This window comes from Mycobacterium sp. IEC1808 (assembly GCF_002101935.1).
Taxonomy (GTDB): Bacteria; Actinomycetota; Actinomycetes; order Mycobacteriales; family Mycobacteriaceae; genus Mycobacterium.
Map to the genome: position 1 here is coordinate 35,759 of NZ_LQPV01000006.1, position 23,245 is coordinate 59,003.

A 23,245-nucleotide genomic window follows, 5' to 3' on the forward strand; every position below is an offset into this window, starting at 1 on the left:
TGTCTCTAGATTGCGCACGCGGCGCGTGCGCCTTCCTCGGTGGCTTTGCGGATGAGGCCGAGGCCGGTGCAGTCGCCGGCGGCGTGCACCTCGGCGCCCGGCATGGCGGCGACCAGGGTGTCGAACAGGCCGGTGTCGGGCTGGACCGTTCCGGCGATGACGACGCTGTCGGCGGTCAGGTGCCGGGTGGCGCCGCCGGCCGGCGTGAACACCACGGCCTGGGTCGTGATTCTTTCGACGGCCGCGCGGACGTGCACGGTGACGCCGAGTCGGTCGAGGCGATCCATGTGCTCGGTCTTGCGTTTGTTGCCCACCTCGGGCGCGATGTCCTTGCCTGCCTCGAGAATTGACACCAACCGGCCGCGGGCGGCGAGGAACTCGGCGAGTTCGAGAGCGACCAGGTCACCGCCGATGATGGCGACCCGCCGGCCCAACGGCATCCACGCGCGACTTGCCAGCCGGAACGCTGCGGGGTGCACCAGCCGCTGTCGCCGGCCGGCGAACAGTCGGCCATCGAGCAATTCGCGCAACCCGGGACCGGTGTGCACGTGCGGCAGGTCGGCGCCGGGAATTGCCGGCACGGCGACGTGCCCGCCGGTGGCCACCACGACCGCGTCGGGGGCCTGTGCGGCCACTTCGTCGGCCGAAACACCGCGGCCCAGACGAACTTTCACCGTGCTGGCCTTGATCTCCTGGCGCAGGTATTGCAGGAAGGGCTGGTTCTCCGGATGCAGGACCGACGCCCACCGCAAGGCCCCGCCGAGTTGGCCGCCGCGCTCGAAAAGCGTCACGCGGTGGCCGCGCTCGGCGGCCACGCGGGCGGCCTCCAGCCCGGCCGGACCGCCGCCGATCACCACCACGCGCTTGGTGCGGTCGGCGCGGGGCGCGGCCAGCTCCCGCTCCTTGCCGGTGCGGGGATTGACAGCGCAGTCGACCGAGAAGCGTTGTTCCATTGCATCGATGCAGTTTTCGCACGAAATGCACTTGCGGACCTGGTGCGCACGGCCGGACCTCAGCTTGCCCGGCAGGTCCGGGTCGGCCAGCAGCGGGCGGCCCATCGCGACGAAATCGGCACGCCCGTCGGCCAGGATCCGTTCGGCCCGCACCGGGTCGTGGATGCGGCCCACGGCGATCACCGGCACGTCGACCACCTGCTTGACCGCCGCCGCGGCGCCGACGTTGAGCTCGTCGCCGTCGTCGGCGCCGTTGACCATCCCGGTGACGAGCCGGTCGATCACGCCGCCGCTGACGTGAAACGCGCTGACGCCTGCGGCGACGAGTTCGGTTGCCAGACGCGCGGTTTCGTAGATCGGCCGCCCGCCCGCGACCCGCTCGTAGCCGGAGATGCGTAACGTGATCGGCAAGGCGTCGCCGATCTCGGAGCGGATCGCGGCCAGCGCCTCCAGCACCACCCGCACCCGGCCCCGCGCTGAGTCGCCCCGATAGTCGTCGGTGCGCCGATTGCGTTGCGGGGCAAGGAAAGAACCCAGCAACATGTAGCCGTGCGCGGCGTGTAGCTCGATACCGTCGTAGCCGGCCTCGACGGCACGGCGCGCCGCGGCCTTGAACAGATCGAACACCTCGCAGAGCTGGCGCTTGCTGATCTCAGCCGACGGCCGCCCGGTCAGGTAGGAGGGGATCACCGAGGGCCCCAGCGAGGTGACGCCGAACATCTCCGGGCCGAGCCCGTCGGGCCCGGCGTGCACGATCTGGGGCTGGATCTTGGCGCCGTATTCGTGCACCACTTCGACCAGCGCCCGGTGCGCCTCGACCGCATCGTCGGTGGCCAGGTGCAGGCCTCCCGGCGTCTCGGGGTGACGATGGTCGACGCCGGTGGCGCCCAACGTGATCAGGCCGACCCCGCCCTTGGCGCGCGCGGCGAAGTAGTCGCGAGTGCGCTGTGACGGCAGCCCGTCCGGGGTGCCGTACATCGTCTCCATCGGAGACATGACGACCCGGTTGCGTACCGTCATGGCGCCGATTCGTCCCGGCGCCAAGAGGTGGGGAAAGCTGGTCACCGAGGACCGGTCGGATTACCGGTCGGCGTCGGTGTACCGGATGACGCCGCGAATGTTCTTGCCGTCCAGCATGTCCTGGTAGCCGTCGTTGATCTGCTCGAGCTTGTACTGGCGGGTGATCATGTCGTCCAGGTTGAGCTTGCCGGCCTTGTACATCGACAGCAGCTGCGGGATGTCGTACTGCGGGTTGCCGCCGCCGAAGATGGTGCCCTGCAGGTTCTTCTGCATCAGGGTGAGCATCGCCAGGTTCAGGGTCACGTTGGTGTCCAGCAGGCTGCCGATCGCGGTCAGCACGCAGGTGCCGCCCTTTTGGGTGATGTTCAGGTAGGCGTCGACGTCGGCGCCGTGCAGCTCGCCGACCGTCACGACCACCTTGTGGGCCATCAGGCCATAGGTCACCTCGGCCATGCCCGCCAGCGCGGCGTTGATGTCGGGGTAGACGTGTGTGGCGCCGAACTTCAGGGCCTGGTCGCGCTTCCACTCCACCGGGTCGATCGCGAAGATGTAGCGTGCGCCCGCGTTGACGGCGCCCTGCAGCGCCGCCATGCCCACGCCGCCGACGCCGACGATGGCGACGTCCTGGCCCGGCCGGATGTCGGCGGTGCGGACCGCCGAACCGTAGCCGGTGGTGACGCCGCAGCCGACCAGGGCGGCCACCTCAAACGGGACCGACGGGTCGATCTTCACCACCGAGCTGCGGTGCACGACCATGTACGGCGAGAAGGTGCCCAGCAGCGTCATGGGAAAGACGTTCTGGCCGCGGGCCTGGATGCGGAAGGTGCCGTCGGATACCGCGGCGCCGCCGAGCAGCCCGGCCCCAAGGTCACACAGGTTGCGCATGCCGGCCTGACACGTCGGGCAGGACCCACAGGACGGGATGAACGACAGCACCACGTGGTCGCCCGGGGCGATGTCCTCCACGCCGGGCCCCACCTCGGTGACGATGCCCGCGCCCTCATGTCCGCCCAGCACCGGGAACCCCGCCATCGGGATGCCGCCGGTAACTAGATGGTGATCCGAATGGCACATCCCGGCCGCTTCCATCTGGATCTCGACCTCATGCGCCTGCGGGTCACCGATCTCGATTTCCTCGACGGACCACGGCTGGTTGAATTCCCAGATCAGCGCGCCTTTTGTTTTCATGAAGGACCTCCATCAGCATGCCCTGACCCGAGTGTCGGCGAAAGGGGCCGGCCGGTGCCGGACGGCAATTTAGAACGTGTTCTCATTCGCAGACCATTATGACCTTCATCACCGGGCTGTCGACAGGGGGGGACCACCAACCGGTGGGGAGATCACCAAATGGGTACCGGAGCCTGGCCGAGCGGGTAGTAGCCGGGAAGTTTCTCGCCGGCCAGGCTGCGCTCGATGCGCTTCTGCATGCCCGCGGACAGGTCGCCGGACTCGATCAGGGTTGCGAACATCTTCGCGACGTGACCGAAGTCGAAGAAATCGCGCTGCCACTCGATGAGCTGGTCTCCGTTCAGGCGGAACCAGCTGCCGCCGATGCCGTAGATCTCATCCTGGGTGCCGTCGGCCTTGTTGACGATCTGCTTCCAGAAGCCGACGATCTCGCCCTGCTTTTCGTCGATGAGCACCTTCTGGTACTCGTAGACCCAATTCTCCAGGCCTTCCATCTCCAGGCCGAGCGCGATGTCGCGGATCTCGTCGACGCCCACGCACATCACGTCCTCCTTGGGACCGATGTTCCACCCGTAGGTGGCGTCCTTGGCGTAGAAGTCCGCCAGCGGCTTCCAGTCACCGGCTTTTTCGCAGTCCCGGTTGGCCTGCAGCCAGCGGTCGACCCATGCCTCGAGTTCCGCGCGTGAGTGTGACGGCTCCGACGTCATTGTCAGTCTTCTTTCTCTTTGATGAATAGTGCTTGGGTTGGGCACATAGCGACCGCGCGCTCGACTTCGTCGCGGGCGTCTTCGGGCGGTTCGGGGTCGAGGATCTCGACCTTGCCCCGCTTGGGTACCCGGAAGTAGTCCGGCGCCTCCAATTCACACATGGCGTGGCCCTGACACAAATCCAGATCCGCTTCGATCCTGAATCCGCCCATGGGACTGACTCCTTACGCGCTGCGATTGCGGTAGCGGGCCTTGGCCGGCCGGGCGAGCTGGACGACCATCTTGGAGTGGTCGTTGTGGTAGCTGTCGGCGGGCTGCGCCATCTCGAACTCGTACTCGCGCAACAGGACCGAGAAGATCGCCTTGATCTGCATCTGGGCGAACGCGGCGCCGACGCAGCGGTGCCGGCCTGCGCCGAACGGAATCCAGGTCCAGCGGTTGACGATGTCGGCCTGCTCGGGCTTGTTGTAGCGGTCGGGCTTGAAGGCGTCCGGCTCGGGAAAGTCCTCGGGAATCCGATTCGAGATCGCCGGGGAGGCCGCGACGTAGTCACCGTCGTGAATCGGGAAGCCTTCGACCTCGAACTCGCCCTTGGCGACCCGCATCAGGATGATCAGCGGCGGGTGCAATCGCAGGGTTTCCTTCACCACGTTATCCAGCTTCGGAATCGAGCGCAGCGCATGGAAACTCACCTCCTGACCATCGGCGTACAGCTCGTCGAGCTCGGCCAGCACCTCGGCGTACACCTCGGGATGGCGGATCAGCTCTATCAGGGTCCATGCGGAGGTTCCCGAGCTGGTGTGGTGCCCGGCGAACATCAGCGAGATGAACATCCCGGTGACCTCGTCGGCCGAGAAGCGCAGGTTGCCCTCCTCGTCCTTGATCGAGACCAGCACGTCGAGCATGTCGCGGTCGGCCTTGTCCTTGGGCGGGTTCGCGATTCGCTGATCCATGATTTCCTGCACCAGCGCAACGAGTTTCACGCGTGCCTCGTCGCGGAGCTTGAAACTCTCGATCGGCAGGTAGGGGTCGACGTAGCACAGCGGGTCGGTGCCGCGCTCCAGCATGTGGTAGTACTCCGCGAACCGGTGGTCGAGCTGCTCGCGGAACTTCAGCCCGATCAGGCAGGCCGTCGAGGTGTAGATGGTCAGCTCGGCGAAGAAGTCGAGCAGCTCGATCTCGCCCTCGTCGCCCCAGTTCGCGATCATCTTCTTGACTTCGCCCTCGATGGTGGCGGCGTGGCCCTTCATCTGCTCACCGCGCAGCGCCGAGTTGTGCAGCATCTCCTTGCGCCGCTCGGGGCTGGCGTCGAACACCACACCCTTGCCGAAGATCGGCGTCATGAACGGATAGGCCTCGGCCTGGTCCAGGTCCTCGTCGGCGGAGCGGAAGAAGAACTCGTTGGCATTGGCACCGGACAGCAAGATGACATGCTTGCCGGCCAACTGGAACCAGCCGACGTCTCCGCACTCGTCACGCACACGTTGCATCAAACCGATTGGGTCGGTGCGGAATTCCTCCAGATGACCGTGCTCTTCTTCGCCGCCGGAAACCCGGGGCACGGTTGCGGTGGTTGTCATGACGGCATCCCCTCTTCGCCGAGTGCGAGTTTCTGGCGATGTTTGTTGTCGGCCAACGGGGCTTCGGGCTGGAGCTCCATGTTCGCGATGAAGCCACCGCGCGGCGTCTCGGCGACGAACGTGATGGCCCGCGCCAGGTCCGCCGCGCGCAGGAAGTAGTCGTGGCGGGCCTGGCCCCACTTGGCCCAATCTTCCAGGGCGGGGCCGATCTTTTCGGCCGGCAGGCTCCATCCCATCGCCGTCTTCGTCGGGCCGGGGTGCACGATCGAGGCCCGCACACCGGTGCCCTCGAGCTCCATCTGGAAGTTGGTGACCATCGCGAGGAGCGCGGCCTTGGCCGCGCCGTAGGCGCCCATGTGCGGCCGCTGGCGCAGGGCTACGTCGGAGCCGACGAAGATGAGGTCGCCGCGCTGACGTTCGAGCATGCCCGGCAGGACCGCGGCGGCCAACCGGTTGGCGCCGACGAGGTGGATCTGCAGCTGTGATTCGAACTCGTCGGTGGTGATCTCGGCGAGCTTGCCGAAGTAGGTGTCACCCGCGCCGGTCACCAGCACCTCGATGTCACCGAGCGCGTCGACCGACTGCGCGACAAAGGATTTCACCGAATTAGGGTCGGTGACGTCGAGGTGGAATCCGACCGCCTCGCCGCCCTCGGCGTTGATCTTTCCGACGATGTCGTTGAGCTTTTCCACCCGGCGCGCCCCCAGGGCGACGGGGAAGCCGTGCGCCGCGAGTTCGATGGCGGTGGCCTCCCCGATCCCGGAGGATGCGCCGGCAACGATCGTGGGCCGGCGTTCGGGCAACGGGTCAAAGCGGGGCATTTAGCGGACCTCCACGGTGATCGGTAGGTGAGCGAATCCGCGGACGTTGCTGGAGTGGACGCGGACGGCGTTGGCCTCGTCTACCTCATATCCGCGGATCCGCTTTAACAACTCGGTCAGCGCCACCCTGGCCTCCATCCGGGCGAGGTGGGCGCCCAGGCAAAAGTGCGCGCCGCTACCGAAACTAAGTAGCTTGGGCCCGATTTCGCGACCGATCAGGAAGTCGTCGGGCTTGTCGAAGACCCGCTCGTCACGATGCCCGGAACCGGGCAGCAGCAGCAGGACGTCGCCCTCCGGGATCGTGGTGTCGTAGAGGGTGAGCTCTCCCGACACGGTGCGGGCCAGGATCTGGCTGGAGGTGTCATAGCGCAGCGTCTCCTCCACCCACAGCGGAACCCGGGACAGATCGGCGTAGACCGGCCCCAGCTGGTCGGGGTTCTTGTGGCCCCAAAAGGCGGCGTTGGCAAGGAGTTTGGTGGTCGTCTCGTTGCCGGCGATCACCATGAGGAACATGAAGCCGAGGATCTCGTCGTCGGTGAGGCGGTCGCCGTCGATCTCGGCCTCCAGCAGCGCCGAAGTCAGATCATCGGTCAGCTTTTCGCGCCTCTCTGCCACCATTCCCTGGTAGTAGACGATGAGGTTGATGGAGGCCTCGACGGCCTCCGGCGGCACGTCCGTAACGCCCTCGTCGCGGTGCATCACGCCGTCGGCCCACGCCCGGACCTGTGCTCGATCCGGCTCGGGAACACCCATCAGCTCGGAGATGACGTCCATCGGCAGCTTCCCGGCGAACTCGTCGATGTAGTCGACCGCGCCGTCCCTGGACTTTTCCAGCATGGTGTCCAGGTGCCGCGTCGCGATCTCGGTGACGCGGGGCTCGAGTTCGCGAATCAGGCGCGGGGTGAAGCCTTTTGAGACCAGTGTCCGAAGACGCAGGTGAGCGGGATCGTCCATCGCCAGAAACGACATGGTCTTGCTGGCGTGCGGGCCGCGCGACGCCGGATCCAACGAGACACCGTATTTGTTGGAAAGCGTTGTGCTGTTGCGGAACCCCTGCAGCACGTCTTGATGCCGCGACAACGCCCAGAACTTCAGCTCCTCGTTGCGATACAGCGGGGCCTCGTCGCGCAGTCGCTTGTAATACGGGTACGGATCTTCGTGGAAGTCGTAGTCGTAGGGATCCAAGACCGGCTTCTCGGTCTGTACGGTCATTGCTCTTCTCCGGGGCGGGGCAGGATGAGGCCGACGACATAGCCGAGACGGTCGGCGATTTGGTGGTAGGTGTAGGCGCCGCTGGCGGCGTTGACCAGCGCGCCGAAAAACGTCATCTCGAGCGCGGACACCGTCAGCGGGTCGGCGTCGGGGCCGATCGCCGAGGTGATGCGCCGGTGGATTTCGGCGCCGATGCGATCGCGCACCGTTCGCACCGCCGGATCGGCGCCGCCCGACAGCAGTGCCGTAGTGCACGCCGCGGCGACCTCCGGTTCGTCGGCCACCACGAGGGCGAGTTGGCGCAACGCCTTGTCCACCCGGGTCTGCATGGTTTCGTTCACGTCGGTGAAGTACGGGACCCGCCGCACCAGGTCGAGGTAGACCTCGGCGATCAGGTGGTTCTTCGACGAGAAGTAGGTGTAGGCGGTGGCCGGGGCGACCTTGGCCCGGGCGGCCACCGCGCGGACGGTCAGGTCGGCGTAGGACTTCTCGCGCAGGGTTTCGATGCCGGCGGTGAGCACCTTACGGAACGTCTCTTCCTGGCGGCGGTTGCGCACAGGCTCTCCGGTCTGCTGGTCGGCCTGGGATACGACGGTAACCAGGGCATCGCTGGACACGTGTCCACGCTATCGGAAGTCGGCGACAGGAAGCAAGCACGAGTTGTGAACACCCAGCTTAACGCGGTATATCACGCTTGCCGGCGGCCACCGAAGACATCGGCCCTTGCACCTCGGACCGCCCGGCGGCTAGGGTTCGATCGGACAACTGTCCACCTGCCATGACTATTCGGGAGCGGGAGATATGGCGTTATTGGCCGACGGCGCGAGCGCATTGTTCATCGACGGCAAACTGGCACCGGGCAACGCGGGCACGTTCCCGACGATCAACCCGGCAACCGAGGAAGTGCTGGGGGTCGCCGCCGACGCCGACGCCGACGACATGGGGCGCGCCATCGATGCGGCGCGGCGGGCCTTCGACGACACGGACTGGTCGCGCAACACCGAGTTGCGGGTGCGGTGCGTGCGCCAGCTGCGCGACGCGATGCAAGCCCACCTCGAGGAGCTGCGCGACATCACCATCGCCGAGGTCGGCGCGCCGCGGATGCTCACCGCCATCGCCCAGCTCGAGGTCCCGGTCAACGACCTGGCGTTCGCGGCCGACACGGCCGAGTCCTACGTGTGGAATCAGGATCTCGGTGAGGCGTCGCCGATGGGAATCCCCACCCGGCGCACGATCGCGCGCGAGGCCGTCGGGGTCGTCGGCGCCATCACGCCGTGGAACTTCCCACACCAGATCAACCTCGCCAAGCTGGGTCCCGCGCTGGCCGCGGGCAACACCGTCGTCCTGAAGCCCGCGCCCGACACGCCCTGGTGCGCGGCGGTATTGGGCGAGCTCATCGCCGAACACACCGACTTCCCGCCCGGCGTGGTCAACATCGTGACCTCCAGCGATCACGCCGTCGGAGCGCTGCTGGCCAAAGACCCACGGGTGGACATGGTTTCGTTCACTGGGTCGACGGCCACCGGGCGCAGCGTGATGGCCGACGGCGCTGCCACCATCAAGAAGGTCTTCCTGGAGCTGGGCGGCAAGTCGGCGTTCATCGTGCTCGACGACGCCGACCTCGGCGGTGCCGTGGGTGTCGCGGGGTTCTCCGTGTGCATGCATGCCGGGCAGGGGTGCGCGATCACCACCCGGCTGCTGGTTCCGCGGGCCCGCTACGACGAGGCCGTCTCCATCGCGGCCGCCACGGTGGGCGGGATCAAGGCCGGAGACCCCAACGACGCGGGAACCATTTGCGGTCCGTTGATTTCGGCGCGACAGCGTGATCGGGTGCAGGGCTACCTGGACTCGGCCGTCGCCGAGGGCGGGACGTTCGCGTGCGGCGGCGGCCGCCCGGCGGACCGCGACGTCGGCTTCTTCATCGAGCCCACCGTGATCGCCGGCCTCGGCAACGACGCCCGCGTCGCCAGGGAGGAGATCTTCGGGCCGGTGCTCACCGTCATCCCCTACGACGGCGACGACGACGCCGTGCGCATCGCCAACGACTCGCCATACGGCCTGTCGGGCACCGTCTTTGGCGCCGACCCCGAGCGGGCCGCGGGGGTTGCCGCGCGGATCCGGGCGGGCACCATCAACGTCAACGGCGGCGTCTGGTACTCGGCCGACGCGCCGTTCGGCGGGTACAAGCAGTCCGGCAACGGCCGCGAGATGGGCCTGGCCGGGTTCGAGGAATACCTGGAAATCAAAACCATTGCGACAGCGGTTAGCTAGAGGAGCGGCATGCGGTTCGAGAACAAGGTTGCCATCGTCACCGGATCGGGCGGTGGCATCGGCCAGGCCTATGCCGAGGCGCTGGCCCGCGAGGGCGCGGGCGTCGTCGTCGCCGACATCAATGTGCAAGGTGCTGAGAAGGTGGCCGACGGGATCAAGGGCGAGGGCGGTACGGCGCTGGCCCTACCCGTCGACGTGTCGGATCCGTTGTCGGCCAAGGAGATGGCCGACCGCACGCTGGCCGAGTTCGGCGGCATCGACTACCTGGTGAACAACGCCGCGATATTCGGCGGCATGAAGCTGGACTTCCTGCTCACCGTCGACCCCGAGTACTACAAGAAGTTCATGAGCGTGAACCTCGACGGCGCCCTGTGGTGCACCCGCGCCGTGTACACGAAGATGGCCAAGCGTGGTGGCGGGGCGATTGTCAACCAGTCTTCCACTGCGGCATGGCTTTACGCCAACTTTTACGCACTGGCCAAGGTCGGCATCAACGGCCTGACCCAGCAGCTCTCGCGCGAACTGGGCGGGCAGAACATCCGGATCAACGCGATCGCGCCCGGGCCCATCGACACCGAGGCCAACCGGACCACCACGCCGCAAGAGATGGTCGCCGACATCGTCAAGGGGCTGCCGCTGTCGCGGATGGGAACTCCCGACGACGTCGTCGGGATGTGCCTGTTCCTGCTGTCCGACGAGGCGTCGTGGATCACCGGGCAGGTTTTCAATGTCGACGGCGGGCAGATAATTCGGTCATGACCGCGCCGGCGACGATGCAGAGCGAAAAAGCGATGTGGGGGCACCTCCCGCTTGCGGGGGAGAGGAGCGGCGCAAATGACTGAGCACTTGCGCCTGGGCTACATCGGCCTTGGCAACATGGGCGCGCCGATGGCCACCAAGATGACGGAATGGCCCGGCGGGGTGACGGTCTACGACATCCGGACCGAGGCCATGACGCCGCTGGCCGAGAAGGGCGCCACCCTTGCCGACAGCGTCGCCGACGTGGCCGCGGCCGACATCATCCATGTCACCGTCCTGGACGATGCGCAGGTGCGCGAGGTCGTCGGCGAGCTCGCGGCACACGCCAAGCCCGGCACCGTCATCGCGATCCACTCGACCATCAGCGACACCACCGCCGTCGAATTGGCCCGCGAACTGAAACCGCGCGACATTCACGTCGTCGATGCGCCCGTCAGCGGTGGCGCGGCCGCCGCCGCGAAGGGCGAGCTCGCCACCATGGTGGGGGCCGATCGTGAGGTATACGAACGGATCAAGCCGGCGTTCAAGCACTGGGCCGCGATGGTCGTCCATGCCGGTGAGCCCGGCGCGGGAACCCGAATGAAGTTGGCGCGCAACATGTTGACGTTCACCTCGTACGTCGCGGCGTGCGAGGCCATGAAACTGGCCGAGGCGGCGGGGCTGGATCTGCAGGCGCTGGGCCGGGTGGTCCGCCACACCGATGCGCTCACCAGTGGGCCGGGGGCGATCATGGTGCGCGAGAACATGAAAGACCTAGAGCAGGAAAACTTCCTGTACCAGCCGTTCCTGCACACGCGTGGGCTCGGGGAGAAGGACCTGAGCCTGGCGCTAGGTTTGGGTGAGGCGTTGTCGGTCGACCTGCCGCTGGCGCAGCTGGCATTTGAAAACCTGGCGGCCGGCCTGGGGCTGCCGCACACCGCGTCGGACTGATTGGAGGGCTCATGGACGAGCTGCGTCGCAAGGGCCTCGAGAAGATGAACGAGGTCTACGGCTGGGAGATGCCCAACATCGAGGGCGACCCCTACTTCGACCTGACCGTCGACCACCTGTTCGGCAGCATCTGGACCCGCCCCGGGCTGTCAATGCGCGACAAGCGCATCATGACCCTGACCGCGGTGACCGCTGTCGGAAATCGCGACCTCGCCGAGATCCAGATCAACGCCGCGCTGCTCAACGGGGAACTCAGCGAGACCGAACTGAAAGAGATGGCCGTCTTCCTGACCCACTACCTCGGGTTCCCGCTCGGCTCGGCGCTCAACGGCGCGGTCGACGCCGTCGTGGCCAAGCGCAAGAAGGCCGCCGCTAAGGGTGCCGGCGAGGACAAGAAGGCCAACGTTGACGCCGCGCTGAAGATGCACTCGGGCAACGCTTCCGACTAGCTTCGCTCGCGGTGCTGACGGACCTCAGTACGGCTGGACGCCCTGCGGCATCACATATTCCGATATCGGCCCGGACACGTCGTTGACCGTCGTTCCGCCGTTGATGATGCCCGGCGCCATTTCCAGCATGTTGTTGGGAAATCCGAACGTCGGTTTGGTGAGCACGTCGAGCCGGGCGAGTTCGTCGGCGCCGAGCGCGACGTCGACGGCGCGGAGGTTGTCGTCGAGCTGTGAAAGCCGGCGAGCTCCGATGATGACGGACGAGACGCCAGGTTGTGCGCGTACCCAGGCCAGCGCCACGCTGGCGACGTTCGTCTCGTGCGCCTTGGCGATGATCTCGAGTTCGTCGACCACCGCGTAGGTCTGCTCGTTGAGGAAGGCGTCCACCAGCGCGCCGCGACCGGGATTGTGCTGTCCGGCGTTTCGGCGGGTGTACTTGCCGCTGAGCACGCCGCTTTTGAGCGGGGACCAAGGTGTGATGCCCAGGCCGAATTCGGACGCCATCGGCACCAGTTCCTGTTCGATGGAACGTTCCAGCAGCGAGTACTCGACCTGCAGGCCGACGAACGCCGACCAGCCCCGGAAGCCCGCGATGAGGTTGGCTTGGGCGATCTTCCACGCCGGGGTGTCGGAAACGCCGATGTAGCGCACCTTGCCCGACCGGACGAGGTCGTCGAGCGCCGCCATTGTCTCCTCGATGGGGGTATTCGCGTCCCAGATGTGCAGCCAGTACAGGTCGATGTAGTCGGTCTGCAGGCGCCGCAGCGAGTTTTCGCACGCGCTGATCAGTGATTTGCGGCCGGAGCCGCCACCGTTGGGATCGCCGGGATACAGGTTGCCGCTGAACTTGGTGGCGATCACCAAGCGATCGCGGCGGGCGGCGTTGCGCCCGACGTGGTCGCCGATGATCTTCTCCGAGTGGCTCCTGGTGTAGAAGTTGGCGGTGTCGATGAAGTTCCCGCCGACTTCGGTGTAGCGATCGATGATTTGTTGGGACTCTTCCACACTGGTGCCCCAGCCGAGGTCTTCGCCGAATGTCATGGCGCCCAGGCACAACGGGCTGACGCGCAAGCCGGAGCGTCCGAGTGTCACGTATTGGTCCAGTCGCATTTCCGCAGACATAGGATCGCTTTCTGGTAGATTGTTCGGTTATGAGCTTGTTCCGTTCTAAACTAGTTTATACCTGAACGATCTGGCAAGTCGATGTCATCGGGCGACGCGGCCAAGATCTGGTCGTTGAATTACCGGCTGCTGGTTTCGGTCATCTCGGGCGCCGAGGCCGACATTTGCGCGCTCGGGCTCGAGTCCAAGGAGCTGTTTGTGCTCGCCGAGATCGACGAGCATCCCTATCCGGCCGAACTCGCGGCGACGCTGTGCATGCCCAAGGCGACGGTGACGGTCTACCTAAAACGGCTCGAGGCCGCGGGATTCGTCCACCGGGAGATCGACCCCGCCGATCTGCGTCGCCACCGACTGCTGCTCACCCCCGCCGGCCGCAAGGTCGCCGCCGACGGGCTGGGGCTGCTCTCGGCGGAGTTCGACAAGCGCCTCAGTCGTCTCACGGCCGCGCAGCAAAAGGAGTTCAAAGGCCTGCTGGAGCGAATCGTTTGAATGCCTGAGCTAGTCTGACGTGTCGTGCGCGTCCTGGTAATCGGTTCCGGTGCCCGTGAGCATGCGCTGCTGCTGGCGCTTCGGGAAGACCCGCAGGTCACGGGCCTGGTCGTCGCGCCGGGCAACGCCGGCACCGGCCGGCTCGCCGAGCAGCACGACGTCGACATCACCTCGGGTGAGGAGGTCGTCGCGCTGGCGCGCGAGGTCCTCGCCGACCTGGTGGTCATCGGTCCCGAGGTGCCGCTGGTACTCGGGGTGGCCGACGCCGTGCGCGCGGCCGGCATCGTCTGCTTCGGGCCCAGCAAGGACGCCGCCCGCATCGAGGGCTCCAAGGCGTTCGCCAAGGAGGTCATGGCCGCGGCCGGCGTGCGCACCGCGTCCAGCGAAATCGTAGACAGCCCAGCGCGTTTGGATGCTGCCCTGGACCGGTTCGGGCCACCCGCCGGTGACCCCGCCTGGGTGGTGAAGGACGATGCCCTGGCCGCCGGCAAGGGCGTGGTTGTGACCCCCGATCGGGATGTGGCGCGCGCACACGCGGCCAGCCTGCTCGAGTCGGGACACCCGGTGCTGCTGGAGTCCTATCTCGACGGGCCTGAGGTATCGCTGTTCTGCGTCGTCGACGGCGCCACCGTGGTGCCGCTGTTGCCGGCGCAGGACTTCAAGCGCGTCGGTGACGACGACAGCGGACCCAACACCGGCGGCATGGGCGCGTACGCGCCGCTGCCGTGGCTGCCCGAGCACGTGTACCGCGAAATCGTCAGCGGAATCGTCGAACCCGTTGCCGCCGAACTCGTTAAGCGGGGCAGCCCGTTTTCTGGATTGCTCTACGTCGGCCTGGCGATCACCGCAAAGGGACCCGCAGTGGTCGAATTCAACTGCCGCTTCGGGGATCCCGAGACCCAGGCCGTGCTGGCGCTGCTGGAGTCGCCGCTCGGCCAGCTGCTGCACGCCGCGGGCACCGGGACGCTCGCCGAGTTCGGGGAGTTGCGCTGGCGTGACGGCGCCGCGGTGACCGTGGTGCTGGCGGCCGAAAACTACCCGGGGCGCCCCCGCGTCGGCGACGTCGTCGTCGGGTCCGAAGCCGACGGAGTGCTGCACGCGGGAACGGCGCGCCGCGACGACGGCGCTGTCGTCTCGTCGGGCGGCCGGGTGCTGTCCGTGGTGGGTACCGGCGCGGACCTGTCCGCCGCCCGCGCGAATGCGTACAAAGTTCTGGGCTCGATTAAGTTGCCCGGCAGTCACTTCCGTAGTGACATCGCCCTCGCGGCGGCGGAGGGCAAGATCAGCGTCTAGAAAGCCGCGGCTTGCCCGTCGCGGCGTGGATCGCTCACCGCCAGGTACCCGTCATCGAGGCGCCAGATCGCCTGGCAGCTGCCGAACTGGTTGTAGTCGTCGACGGCAACGAGGTCGTGACCGCGCCGGCGGAGTTCGTCGAGCGTGGCTGGCGGAAAGCCGTTTTCGCAACTGACCTGCATGCCCTGCACCCAGCGGAACCGCGGGCCGTCGCACGCGGCCTGCGGATTCTGCCCGTGGTCGGCGATGCGCACCATCACCTGCACGTGGCCCTGGGGCTGCATGGTGCCGCCCATCACCCCGAAGCTCATCACCGGGGCGCCGTCCTTGGTGACGAATCCCGGGATGATCGTGTGGTAGGGGCGTTTGCCGGGCCCGACCCGGTTCGGATGGCCCTCCGTCACAACGAAATCCGCGCCCCGGTTCTGGAGGGAGACACCGGTGCCCGGCACCACGACACCCGAGCCGAACCCCATGTAGTTGGACTGGATCATCGACACCATCATCCCGCTGGAGTCGGCGGCGGTCAGATACACCGTGCCCCCGCGCGGGGTGCCGGCCGACGCCGGTTTGGCTCGTGTTCGATCGATCAGGGCCGCGCGCTCGCGCAGGTAATCCTTGTCCAGCAGGCGATCCGGAGCCAGGGCCATGTGGTCGATGTCGGCGACATAAGCGTGCGCGTCGGCGAAAGCGAGCTTCACCGCTTCGATCTGCAGGTGCACGCTGTCGGCGGAATCCGCCGGCAATGCGGACATGTCGAAGTGCTCCAGGATGCCCAGCGCGATCAGCGCCACGATCCCCTGGCCATTGGGCGGTATCTCGTGCACGGTGTATCCGCGGTAACCGGCATCGATCGTGCCGACCCAGTCGGCGCGGTGCGCGGCGAGGTCGCTGGCCCGCATCACGCCGCCGTTGGCCGACGAGTGCGCCTCGAGTTCGGCGGCAATGTCTCCGCGGTAGAACGCCTCGCCTTTGGTCGCCGCGATCCGCTCGAGCGTGGCCGCATGAGCGGGAAACCTGAACAGCTCACCGGGTTTCGGTGCCCGGCCCCGGGGCAGGAAAGCCTCGCCAAACCCGGGCTGGTCCCTGAACAGCGGCACCTGGGCGGCCCATTGCTCCGCGACGGTCGGCGAGACCAGGAAACCGTTGCGGCCGTAGGAGATCGCGGGTTCGAAGAGCTTATCGAACGGAAGTTTGCCGAATTTTGCATGTAGCTCCGCCCACGCGGACACGGCCCCGGGCAGGGTCACCGAATTCCAGCCGGCCGCGGGAATGGCGTTGCCGCCGAAGTATTCCGGCGTCCAGCCGGCGGGGGAGCGACCGGACGCGTTCAGGCCGTGCAAGCGCTGCCCGTCCCAGACGATGGCGAACGCGTCCGAGCCGATGCCGTTTGACACCGGCTCCACCAACGTGAGGGTGACGGCGGTCGCGATCGCGGCGTCGGCCGCGCTGCCGCCCTCGGCCAGCATGCGGAGACCAGCCTGGGCCGCGAGGGGTTGCGAGGTGCAGACGACGTTCGCCGCGAGGACGGGCTTTCGCGGCCAGGCGTAGGGGAGGCTCCAACCGAACGGTGTGGTCACGGTCGGATCGTCGCACGGGCGCCCTGTGAACCCCCTGTCAGGGCCATATGACTGTGCTCAAACTTGATAGCGCATGTGCTATCGGATTCGGGACTCGCATATCCCCAAGGAGAGCCGGCTCTTCAGACCGCGTGGCTGCCAACTCAGGCCGTCAGCAGCGGCGCCATCCAGGTCAGCTCGGCCGGCAGTTGCGAGCTCCAGAATTCGCCGTTGTGCCCGCCGGGCGAGAAGCCGCCGGCGGGTGGGTTGGGCAGTTGCGCGATGAACTGCTTCGTCGCCCCGTAGAACGGGTCGCTGTCGCCGCAGTCGATCCGGATCGGGATCGACGCCAGCGCCGGCATTCCGAACACCGAGTTCGCCGCGAAGTCGTCGGGACCGTCGAACGCGCCGGGCGCGGCCGCCCCGGACGACAGCCACAACGCCGGGCTCACCGCACAGATCGCGGCGGTGCGCCCGGCCCCCAGCCGCCCGCCGAGCAGCAATGCGCCGTACCCGCCCATCGACCAGCCCAGGAACGCCACGCGGGAGGTGTCCAGATCCTGGCTCCCAAGCATCGGGATCAGCTCGTTCAGCACCATCGCCCCGGCGTCCTCGCCGGAGGCCCGCTTGTGCCAATAGCCACCGCCGCCGTCGACGGCGACCACCGCAAACGGCGGCAACCCGGCGTTGACCGCCTGCGCGAGGCCCTGTTCGACGCCGCCGGCCATCACGGTGGCGGCGTCGCTGCCCTTACCGTGCAGCGCGATCACCGGCCGCAGTGCCTTGGTCTGTCCGGGCGGCCGCGCGATCGCCCAGTTAGTGCTGACGCCGCCACGAGCCGCCGACACGAAGGAGCCCGTGACCATCGTCGGCGCGGCCTGGGCCGGCGCCGCGGGCTCGAGCGGTGCGGGCGCCGCGGGTGGGCGGCCGCCGCCCCAAGACACCGGCGTGGCGTGTGACGTTCGGGGCTGGAACAGGGCGTATGCTCCCGTAGCACCGATGGCCGCGCCGGCGCCGAGACCGAGCAGGGTTCGGCGGCTCAGGTCGGGCATGCGGGCCATCATGCCATGACCGTTTGGCCGAAATGGCAATGCAGTACCACTTTTGCTGGCACGATGGCTACTCGTGACTGCAGCAGTTACTCCAAAGGGAGAACGTCGACGGTATGCGCTCGTGAGCGCCGCCGCCGAGCTGCTCGCCGAGGGTGGGTTCGAGGCGGTGCGGCACCGGGCGGTCGCGCGGCGCGCCGGCCTGCCCCTGGCGTCCACCACCTACTACTTCTCATCGCTTGACGACCTGATCGCGCGTGCCGTCGAGCACATCGGAATGATCGAGATCGCGCAGCTGCGCTCCCGGGTCAACGCGTTGTCCCGGCGGCGCCGCGGACCCGAGACCACCGCCGAAGTCCTGGCGGATCTGCTGGTGGGCGACCTGTCCGATCCGGCGCTCACCGAGCAACTGATCTCGCGCTACGAGCGGCACATCGCCTGCACACGCCTGCCCGCCCTGCGCGAGACCATGCGCCGCAGCCTGCGCCAGCGCGCCGAGGCAGTGGCCGAGGCGCTGGAGCGATCCGGCCGATCGGTGCGCATCGAGCTGGTGTGCACGCTGATCTGCGCGGTCGACGGCTCCGTGGTCTCCGCCCTGGTCGAGGGCGGCGACCCCGCCGCCGCAGCGCTCGGCACCGTGGTCGAGCTGGTCGACGTGCTCGCCCCCATCGACCCGCGTCCGGTGCAGATCTGAGCCGTCACGGCAGCGACGGCGTCACGATGGCCCCGCTGGCTACATCGCCGTAGATCGTGACGTCGGCCGGGCGGCGCTCGGCGTACAACGCGACGTAGGCGCAGACGACGGCATCGACCGGATCTTCGGCGCGGCGCAGCTCGCTTTTGCGTTGCGCGGCGACGACTTGCCGGCGCAGCTCCGCCCAGCCGTCGTGGCTGTCGACTCGCAGCGGCATCGCGGCGTGGGCGAGCTTTTCGACGCCGTCCATCAGCAGCAGCAGCTCCGACTTGAGCCGCGCGACGTCACGGCCCGGTTTGGCCTTGTACTTCAGGGTCCGCTCGAGCCGGAACAGCACGACCGTCGCCGCATGCGGATAGACCTCGATGGCGCGCCGAGTGGCCGACGACCGCGGGTCCAGGTCGAGGCCCAGCGCCGCGGCGAGCCGTGCGGCGCGGGGTGCCTCGGCGAACTCCGGTCTGCCGGTGTTGCACGGGTGCGCGCCGGCCTCAAACCTGCGGAAATCGCGGTTGAGCGCCGCCTCGGCGGGCCGTTGGCCTCTTGCGTTGGTCACCACCAGCGGCGCGTCGAACGCCACCAGGCAATCACCCCGGGTGTGGGGCGCCAATGCGGCGAGCACGTCGGCGTCGTCGCGCGCGGCGCCGAGCTGCACGAGATGGCCGTCGGCGTCGACCACCGCGACGCCGGTCGGCTTGCGACCGCCCCAGGCCAGGTCGACGCCGGCGAAGTACATCCGCTTAGGGTATTGCCGCGCACACGAACCGTAAGCTGTGTGCTTGTGAGCATTCCGAACGTGCTGGCCACCCGGTACGCCAGCGCCGAGATGGTCGCGATCTGGTCGCCGGAGGCCAAGGTCGTCGCCGAGCGGCGGCTGTGGCTGGCCGTGCTGCGGGCCCAGGCCGAGCTCGGAGTCGACGTTCCGCCGGAGGCGATCGCCGACTACGAGCGGGTGCTCGACGACGTCGACCTGGCCTCGATCGCCAACCGCGAACGCGCGCTGCGCCACGACGTGAAGGCCCGCATCGAGGAATTCAACGCGCTGGCCGGCCACGAGCACGTACACAAGGGGATGACCAGCCGCGACCTCACCGAGAACGTCGAGCAGCTACAGATCCGGCGGTCACTGGAATTGGTTTTTTCCCATGGGGTTGCGGTTGCGGCGCGGCTCGCCGAGCGGGCGGTGACCTACCGCGACCTGGTGATGGCCGGACGCAGCCACAACGTCGCCGCGCAGGCCACCACGTTGGGCAAGCGGTTCGCCTCGGCGGCCCAGGAGACGCTGATCGCGTTGGGCCGGCTGGGGGAGCTGATCGACCGTTACCCGCTGCGCGGCATCAAGGGCCCGATGGGCACCGCGCAGGACATGCTCGACCTGCTCGGCGGGGACGCGGCCAAGCTGACCGAACTCGAGGGGCGCATCGCCGACTTTCTCGGCTTCGCAACGGTATTGACCAGCGTCGGGCAAATCTACCCGCGGTCACTGGACCACGACGTGCTCTCCGCGCTGGTGCAGCTCGGCGCCGGACCATCGTCGATGGCGCACACCATCCGGCTGATGGCCGGGCACGAACTCGTCACCGAGGGGTTCGTCGAAGGGCAGGTCGGCTCGTCGGCGATGCCGCACAAGATGAACACCCGCAGTTGCGAACGGGTCAACGGGTTGCAGGTGGTGCTGCGCGGCTACGCCTCGATGGCTGCCGAGCTGGCCGGCGCGCAGTGGAACGAGGGCGACGTGTTCTGCTCGGTGGTCCGCCGAGTTGCCTTGCCGGACAGCTTCTTTGCGATCGACGGGCAGATCGAGACATTCCTGACCGTGCTCGACGAGTTCGGCGCCTACCCGGCGGTGATCGCCCACGAGCTGGATCGCTACCTGCCGTTCCTGGCCACCACCAAGGTGCTCATGGCCGCGGTGCGCGCCGGCATGGGTCGCGAGGCGGCCCACCACGTGATCGGGGAACACGCGGTCGCGACGGCGCTGGCCATGCGGGAACGCGGCGCCGAGCCCGACCTACTGGACCGCTTGGCCGCCGACGAGCGGCTGCCCCTGGACCGCGCGGCGCTGGACGCCGCGCTGGCCGACAAGAAGGCGTTCACCGGTGCCGCCGGTGACCAGGTGGACGAGGTGGTCGCGGCGGTGGACGCGTTGGTCAGTCGCTACCCGGACGCGGCCAAATACACCCCGGGCGCAATCCTGTGACGCTCGCGGGCGCGCTCTCGGGGATCGACTTCACCGACCTCGACAACTTCGCCAGTGGGTTCCCGCACGAGCTGTTCGCCGTGCATCGGCGAGAGGCGCCGGTCTATTGGCACGAGCCGACCGACAACACCCCCGACGGCGAGGGCTTCTGGTCCGTCGCCACGTACGCGGAAACCCTTGAGGTGCTGAAGGACCCGGCCACGTACTCGTCGGTCACCGGTGGGCAACGGCCGTACGGGGGCACGCTGCTGCAGGACCTGGCCATCGCAGGCCAGGTGCTCAACATGATGGACGATCCGCGGCACACCCAGATCCGGCGGCTCGTCAGCTCCGGGCTGACGCCGCGCATGATCGGCCGCGTCGAGGACGACCTGCGCATCCGGGCGCGCCGGCTGCTCGACTCGGTGGGGCCGGGCGAACCGTTCGACTTCCTGGTCGACATCGCCGCCGAACTGCCAATGCAGATGATCTGCATCCTGCTGGGAGTGCCTGAATCCGAACGGCATTGGCTCTTTCAGGCGATCGAACCACAGTTCGACTTCGGCGGCTCGCGCAAGGCCGCCCTGTCGCAACTGTCCGAGGCGGAGGCCGGGTCACGGATGTACGCCTACGGCCAGGAGCTGATCGCGTCCAAGCGCGCCGAGCCGACCGACGACATGCTGTCGGTCGTCGCGAACGCCACCGTCGACGACGAGGACGCCCCGGCGCTTTCCGATCTCGAGCTGTACCTGTTCTTCAGCCTGCTGTTCAGCGCGGGCGCAGAGACGACACGTAACGCGGTCGCCGGCGGCCTGCTGGCGCTGGCCGAGCACCCGGAGCAATTGCGCGCGCTGCGTTCGGATTTCGGCCTGCTGCCGACGGCGGTCGAGGAGATGGTGCGGTGGACGTCGCCGTCGCCGTCGAAGCGGCGCACCGCCACCCGCGACGTCACGCTCGGCGGGCAGTACATCCGGGCGGGACAGAAGGTCCAGATCTGGGAGGGCTCGGCCAACCGCGACGCCGACGTGTTCGACCGCCCCGACGAATTTGACATCGGCCGGAAGCCGAACCCGCACTTGGGATTCGGCCAGGGGATCCATTATTGCCTGGGCGCCAATCTGGCCCGGCTGGAGCTGCGGGTCCTGTTCGAGGAACTGCTGACGCGCTTCGGCGGCGTGCGGGTCGCCCGGCCCGTCGAATGGACGCGCAGCAATCGGCACACCGGCATCCGGCACCTGGTTGTGGAGCTACGCGAGGAGCAGTGACGATCCGCCTCGCCGATGCCGAGCCGTCACCCGATGTGTTCGCCGCGGTGATGGCGACCGGGATCTTGTCGGTCGGTGCGCGCGATCACGGATACCGGTGGCCCAGCGACGCGCTCGGCGTCGTGGCCTCCGTTGTTCTGGCTGCCCTGGTTGCCCTCACGGTCGTCGCCGCCGCGCGCCGGAAGCTCCGCTGGGACCTCACGGACCCCGACGTCACCCTGAGGCTGTTCACCTTCGTGGCCGCGTGCGCGGTGATCGACGCACGGTTGTCGTCCAACGTGTGGGTGCTGCGGGTGCTCGGTGCGGTCGCGCTGTCGGCCTGGCTGGTGCTCATCGCGCTCAGCGCGCGGAACATGTTGGCGCCCAGCCGGACCGCGCTGCGTGATCACGCCCATGGCGCGTGGGAACTGGCCAGTGTCGGGACATCCGGTCTGGCGATCGTGATGGCTCAGCTGGCGCACCGCACCGGCCATCGCTGGTGGCTGACGGTTGCCCTGCCGATGTGGGCGGCGGCGATCTGCATCTACGGCCTGATGACCTGGCTGATCCTGTGGCGCACGATCGCCGAGCGCCAGGATCGTGACGGGTTCGAGCCGGACAGCTGGATCCTGATGGGCGGCTTGGCCGTCGCCACCCTGGCCGGCGACGACATCCACGCCGTGGCACCTCACGGGCTGGCCGGGCCGGTGCGGGTGGTCACCGTGGTGACATGGGTGGCCGCCACCCTGTGGATACCGCCGCTGATCTACTTCGGCCTGCGCCGGATCAACCGTCGACCCGATTCGCTGCGGTTCGCGGGTGTGTGGTGGGCGCTGGTGTTCCCGTTGGGCATGTACTCCGCCGCCAGCTACGCCATGGCAGGCGAAATCGGTCAACGTTGGCTGACCACGGTTTCGCTGGTCTTCTTCTGGGACGCGTTGGCGGCGTGGCTGATTGTGGTCCTCGCTGGGTTACTGCGCGTGTCACGGCCGGTGGGTGACCGCCCGTAAGCGCTAGATGCGGGAGTCCCTGGAAACACCCACCGCCGGACCGGCGCTCGGCGCATAGCGCGGTTAGCGGGCGCGCAGCGCGATTCCGGCCGACCGTAGTTCGAGCGCGGCCAGCGCCCGGATGGTGACCGGATCCTCGCGCCGCCATCCGCCGACCGGGTCCGCGCTGATCGCGGCCAGCTTGCGCGGCGCCCGGTTCGTCAGTGCCCGCAGCGCCAGCAGCTGTTCGCCGGCCGGGGTCGCCGCCAGGCCGCTGACGGTCCACTTGCGCCGGAAGAAGCGCAGCCGCAGTAACAGCCACGGGATGACCACGATGAGCAGCGGCACGGCGACGACGGCCAGCGCCGCCAGCACCGCGAGCCAACCCGCGGTGGTCTCCAGGCTGTGCCCGGCCGCCGCGATGTCGAGGGCGGCGGCGCTGGCCGACGCGAGTGGCTTGCTGACCGCATCGCCGAGCACCGGGATGTTGTGCGCGCCCTGGCCGGCCGACGCCAGGTTGCCCGCGACGCCGTTCGCGCCGATCTCGACCTGCCTGCCGGCCTCGGCGATGGTCGAGATGGCGTCGTAGACGGCCGTGCCGACGACCAGCCACAGCGCCGTCCACAGGAAGATGGCGAAGTCGCTGAACAGTTGGACGGCCAGCCGTCCGGGGGTGGTGGCATAGGGCAGAACCCGCGAGGGCAGCGATGTCATAGCGCAATACCAGCACAGGGCCGGGC

Annotated in this window: 23 protein-coding genes; 10 read left to right on the plus strand and 13 right to left on the minus strand. The window is 68.0% G+C overall.

Translation table 11 applies throughout. The features are described 5' to 3' along the window. Positions 1-5: 5 nt before the first annotated feature. The 8 genes from AWB92_RS03595 to AWB92_RS03630 form a co-directional block, all read right to left on the minus strand. Complete coding sequence (locus tag AWB92_RS03595) at positions 6-2,018, minus strand: FAD-dependent oxidoreductase (protein ID WP_085184109.1); 2,013 nt, start codon at positions 2,016-2,018, stop codon at positions 6-8. Between the two features lie 15 nt (positions 2,019-2,033). Next, on the minus strand, positions 2,034-3,161 hold the full coding sequence (locus tag AWB92_RS03600; protein WP_085184110.1) for an NDMA-dependent alcohol dehydrogenase: 1,128 nt from the start codon (positions 3,159-3,161) through the stop codon (positions 2,034-2,036). A 152-nt stretch (positions 3,162-3,313) separates the two neighbouring features. Next, complete coding sequence (locus AWB92_RS03605; protein WP_068187368.1) at positions 3,314-3,868, minus strand: hypothetical protein; 555 nt, start codon at positions 3,866-3,868, stop codon at positions 3,314-3,316. A gap of 2 nt (positions 3,869-3,870) precedes the next feature. Then, the gene (locus AWB92_RS03610; RefSeq protein ID WP_068107848.1) at positions 3,871-4,080 is read right to left on the minus strand and encodes a ferredoxin; all 210 of its coding nucleotides are present in this window, start codon (positions 4,078-4,080) and stop codon (positions 3,871-3,873) included. 12 nt (positions 4,081-4,092) lie between these two features. Next, positions 4,093-5,448 (minus strand): cytochrome P450, encoded by a 1,356-nt coding sequence (locus AWB92_RS03615; RefSeq protein ID WP_085184111.1) that lies wholly within the window; start codon positions 5,446-5,448, stop codon positions 4,093-4,095. Further along, positions 5,445-6,269, minus strand: coding sequence for an SDR family oxidoreductase (locus AWB92_RS03620; protein WP_068107853.1), 825 nt, complete (start codon positions 6,267-6,269; stop codon positions 5,445-5,447). The genes AWB92_RS03615 and AWB92_RS03620 overlap by 4 nt, the downstream gene beginning before the upstream one ends. Beyond that, a complete protein-coding gene (locus tag AWB92_RS03625; protein ID WP_085184112.1) occupies positions 6,270-7,481 on the minus strand; it encodes a cytochrome P450 in 1,212 nt (403 codons plus the stop codon). Further along, the gene (locus tag AWB92_RS03630; protein ID WP_085184113.1) at positions 7,478-8,098 is read right to left on the minus strand and encodes a TetR/AcrR family transcriptional regulator; all 621 of its coding nucleotides are present in this window, start codon (positions 8,096-8,098) and stop codon (positions 7,478-7,480) included. The genes AWB92_RS03625 and AWB92_RS03630 overlap by 4 nt, the downstream gene beginning before the upstream one ends. Positions 8,099-8,282: 184 nt before the next feature. Between AWB92_RS03630 and AWB92_RS03635 the strand changes: the two genes are divergently transcribed. From AWB92_RS03635 to AWB92_RS03650, 4 genes are all read left to right on the plus strand, one after another. Then, a complete protein-coding gene (locus tag AWB92_RS03635) occupies positions 8,283-9,752 on the plus strand; it encodes an aldehyde dehydrogenase (RefSeq protein ID WP_085184114.1) in 1,470 nt (489 codons plus the stop codon). Positions 9,753-9,761: 9 nt separating this feature from the next. Continuing rightward, the gene (locus AWB92_RS03640; protein WP_085184115.1) at positions 9,762-10,511 is read left to right on the plus strand and encodes an SDR family oxidoreductase; all 750 of its coding nucleotides are present in this window, start codon (positions 9,762-9,764) and stop codon (positions 10,509-10,511) included. Positions 10,512-10,586: 75 nt separating this feature from the next. Further along, a complete protein-coding gene (locus tag AWB92_RS03645) occupies positions 10,587-11,441 on the plus strand; it encodes an NAD(P)-dependent oxidoreductase (protein WP_085184116.1) in 855 nt (284 codons plus the stop codon). A gap of 11 nt (positions 11,442-11,452) precedes the next feature. Then, complete coding sequence (locus AWB92_RS03650) at positions 11,453-11,890, plus strand: carboxymuconolactone decarboxylase family protein (protein WP_068187384.1); 438 nt, start codon at positions 11,453-11,455, stop codon at positions 11,888-11,890. 24 nt (positions 11,891-11,914) lie between these two features. Here the strand turns inward: AWB92_RS03650 and AWB92_RS03655 are convergent, their stop codons facing one another. Beyond that, positions 11,915-13,000 carry an aldo/keto reductase gene (locus AWB92_RS03655; protein ID WP_085184117.1) on the minus strand — a complete coding sequence of 362 codons (1,086 nt, stop codon included), beginning with the start codon at positions 12,998-13,000 and terminating at the stop codon, positions 11,915-11,917. Positions 13,001-13,093: 93 nt separating this feature from the next. Here AWB92_RS03655 and AWB92_RS03660 point away from each other — a divergent pair, with 93 nt between their 5' ends. Beyond that, entirely contained in the window at positions 13,094-13,501 is a 408-nt protein-coding gene (locus AWB92_RS03660; RefSeq protein ID WP_085184118.1) for a MarR family transcriptional regulator, read from the plus strand. Positions 13,502-13,525: 24 nt separating this feature from the next. Then, positions 13,526-14,794, plus strand: coding sequence for a phosphoribosylamine--glycine ligase (gene purD / locus AWB92_RS03665; RefSeq protein ID WP_085184119.1), 1,269 nt, complete (start codon positions 13,526-13,528; stop codon positions 14,792-14,794). Here purD and AWB92_RS03670 read toward each other — a convergent pair. Together AWB92_RS03670 and AWB92_RS03675 are read right to left on the minus strand one after the other, a co-directional pair. After that, complete coding sequence (locus AWB92_RS03670) at positions 14,791-16,374, minus strand: gamma-glutamyltransferase family protein (RefSeq protein ID WP_085184120.1); 1,584 nt, start codon at positions 16,372-16,374, stop codon at positions 14,791-14,793. The two genes, purD and AWB92_RS03670, sit on opposite strands and share 4 nt — an antisense overlap. 143 nt (positions 16,375-16,517) lie before the next feature. Then, positions 16,518-17,417, minus strand: coding sequence for an alpha/beta hydrolase (locus AWB92_RS03675; RefSeq protein ID WP_085184121.1), 900 nt, complete (start codon positions 17,415-17,417; stop codon positions 16,518-16,520). Positions 17,418-17,460: 43 nt separating this feature from the next. Here AWB92_RS03675 and AWB92_RS03680 point away from each other — a divergent pair, with 43 nt between their 5' ends. Beyond that, on the plus strand, positions 17,461-18,096 hold the full coding sequence (locus AWB92_RS03680) for a TetR family transcriptional regulator (RefSeq protein ID WP_173817349.1): 636 nt from the start codon (positions 17,461-17,463) through the stop codon (positions 18,094-18,096). Positions 18,097-18,100: 4 nt separating this feature from the next. Here the strand turns inward: AWB92_RS03680 and AWB92_RS03685 are convergent, their stop codons facing one another. Next, positions 18,101-18,829, minus strand: a complete 729-nt coding sequence (locus tag AWB92_RS03685; RefSeq protein ID WP_085184122.1) for a DUF429 domain-containing protein — start codon at positions 18,827-18,829, stop codon at positions 18,101-18,103. Between the two features lie 45 nt (positions 18,830-18,874). Between AWB92_RS03685 and purB the strand changes: the two genes are divergently transcribed. From purB to AWB92_RS03700, 3 genes are read left to right on the plus strand one after another with little or no spacing between them, the layout of a single operon-like run. Beyond that, entirely contained in the window at positions 18,875-20,293 is a 1,419-nt protein-coding gene (gene purB, locus AWB92_RS03690; protein WP_085184123.1) for an adenylosuccinate lyase, read from the plus strand. Continuing rightward, positions 20,290-21,537, plus strand: coding sequence for a cytochrome P450 (locus AWB92_RS03695; RefSeq protein WP_085184124.1), 1,248 nt, complete (start codon positions 20,290-20,292; stop codon positions 21,535-21,537). Before purB ends, AWB92_RS03695 begins: the two co-directional genes overlap by 4 nt. Then, positions 21,534-22,526 (plus strand): tellurite resistance/C4-dicarboxylate transporter family protein, encoded by a 993-nt coding sequence (locus AWB92_RS03700; RefSeq protein ID WP_085184125.1) that lies wholly within the window; start codon positions 21,534-21,536, stop codon positions 22,524-22,526. The genes AWB92_RS03695 and AWB92_RS03700 overlap by 4 nt, the downstream gene beginning before the upstream one ends. 63 nt (positions 22,527-22,589) lie before the next feature. Here the strand turns inward: AWB92_RS03700 and AWB92_RS03705 are convergent, their stop codons facing one another. Then, a complete protein-coding gene (locus AWB92_RS03705; protein WP_142281939.1) occupies positions 22,590-23,210 on the minus strand; it encodes a hypothetical protein in 621 nt (206 codons plus the stop codon). Between the last annotated feature and the right edge of the window lie 35 nt (positions 23,211-23,245).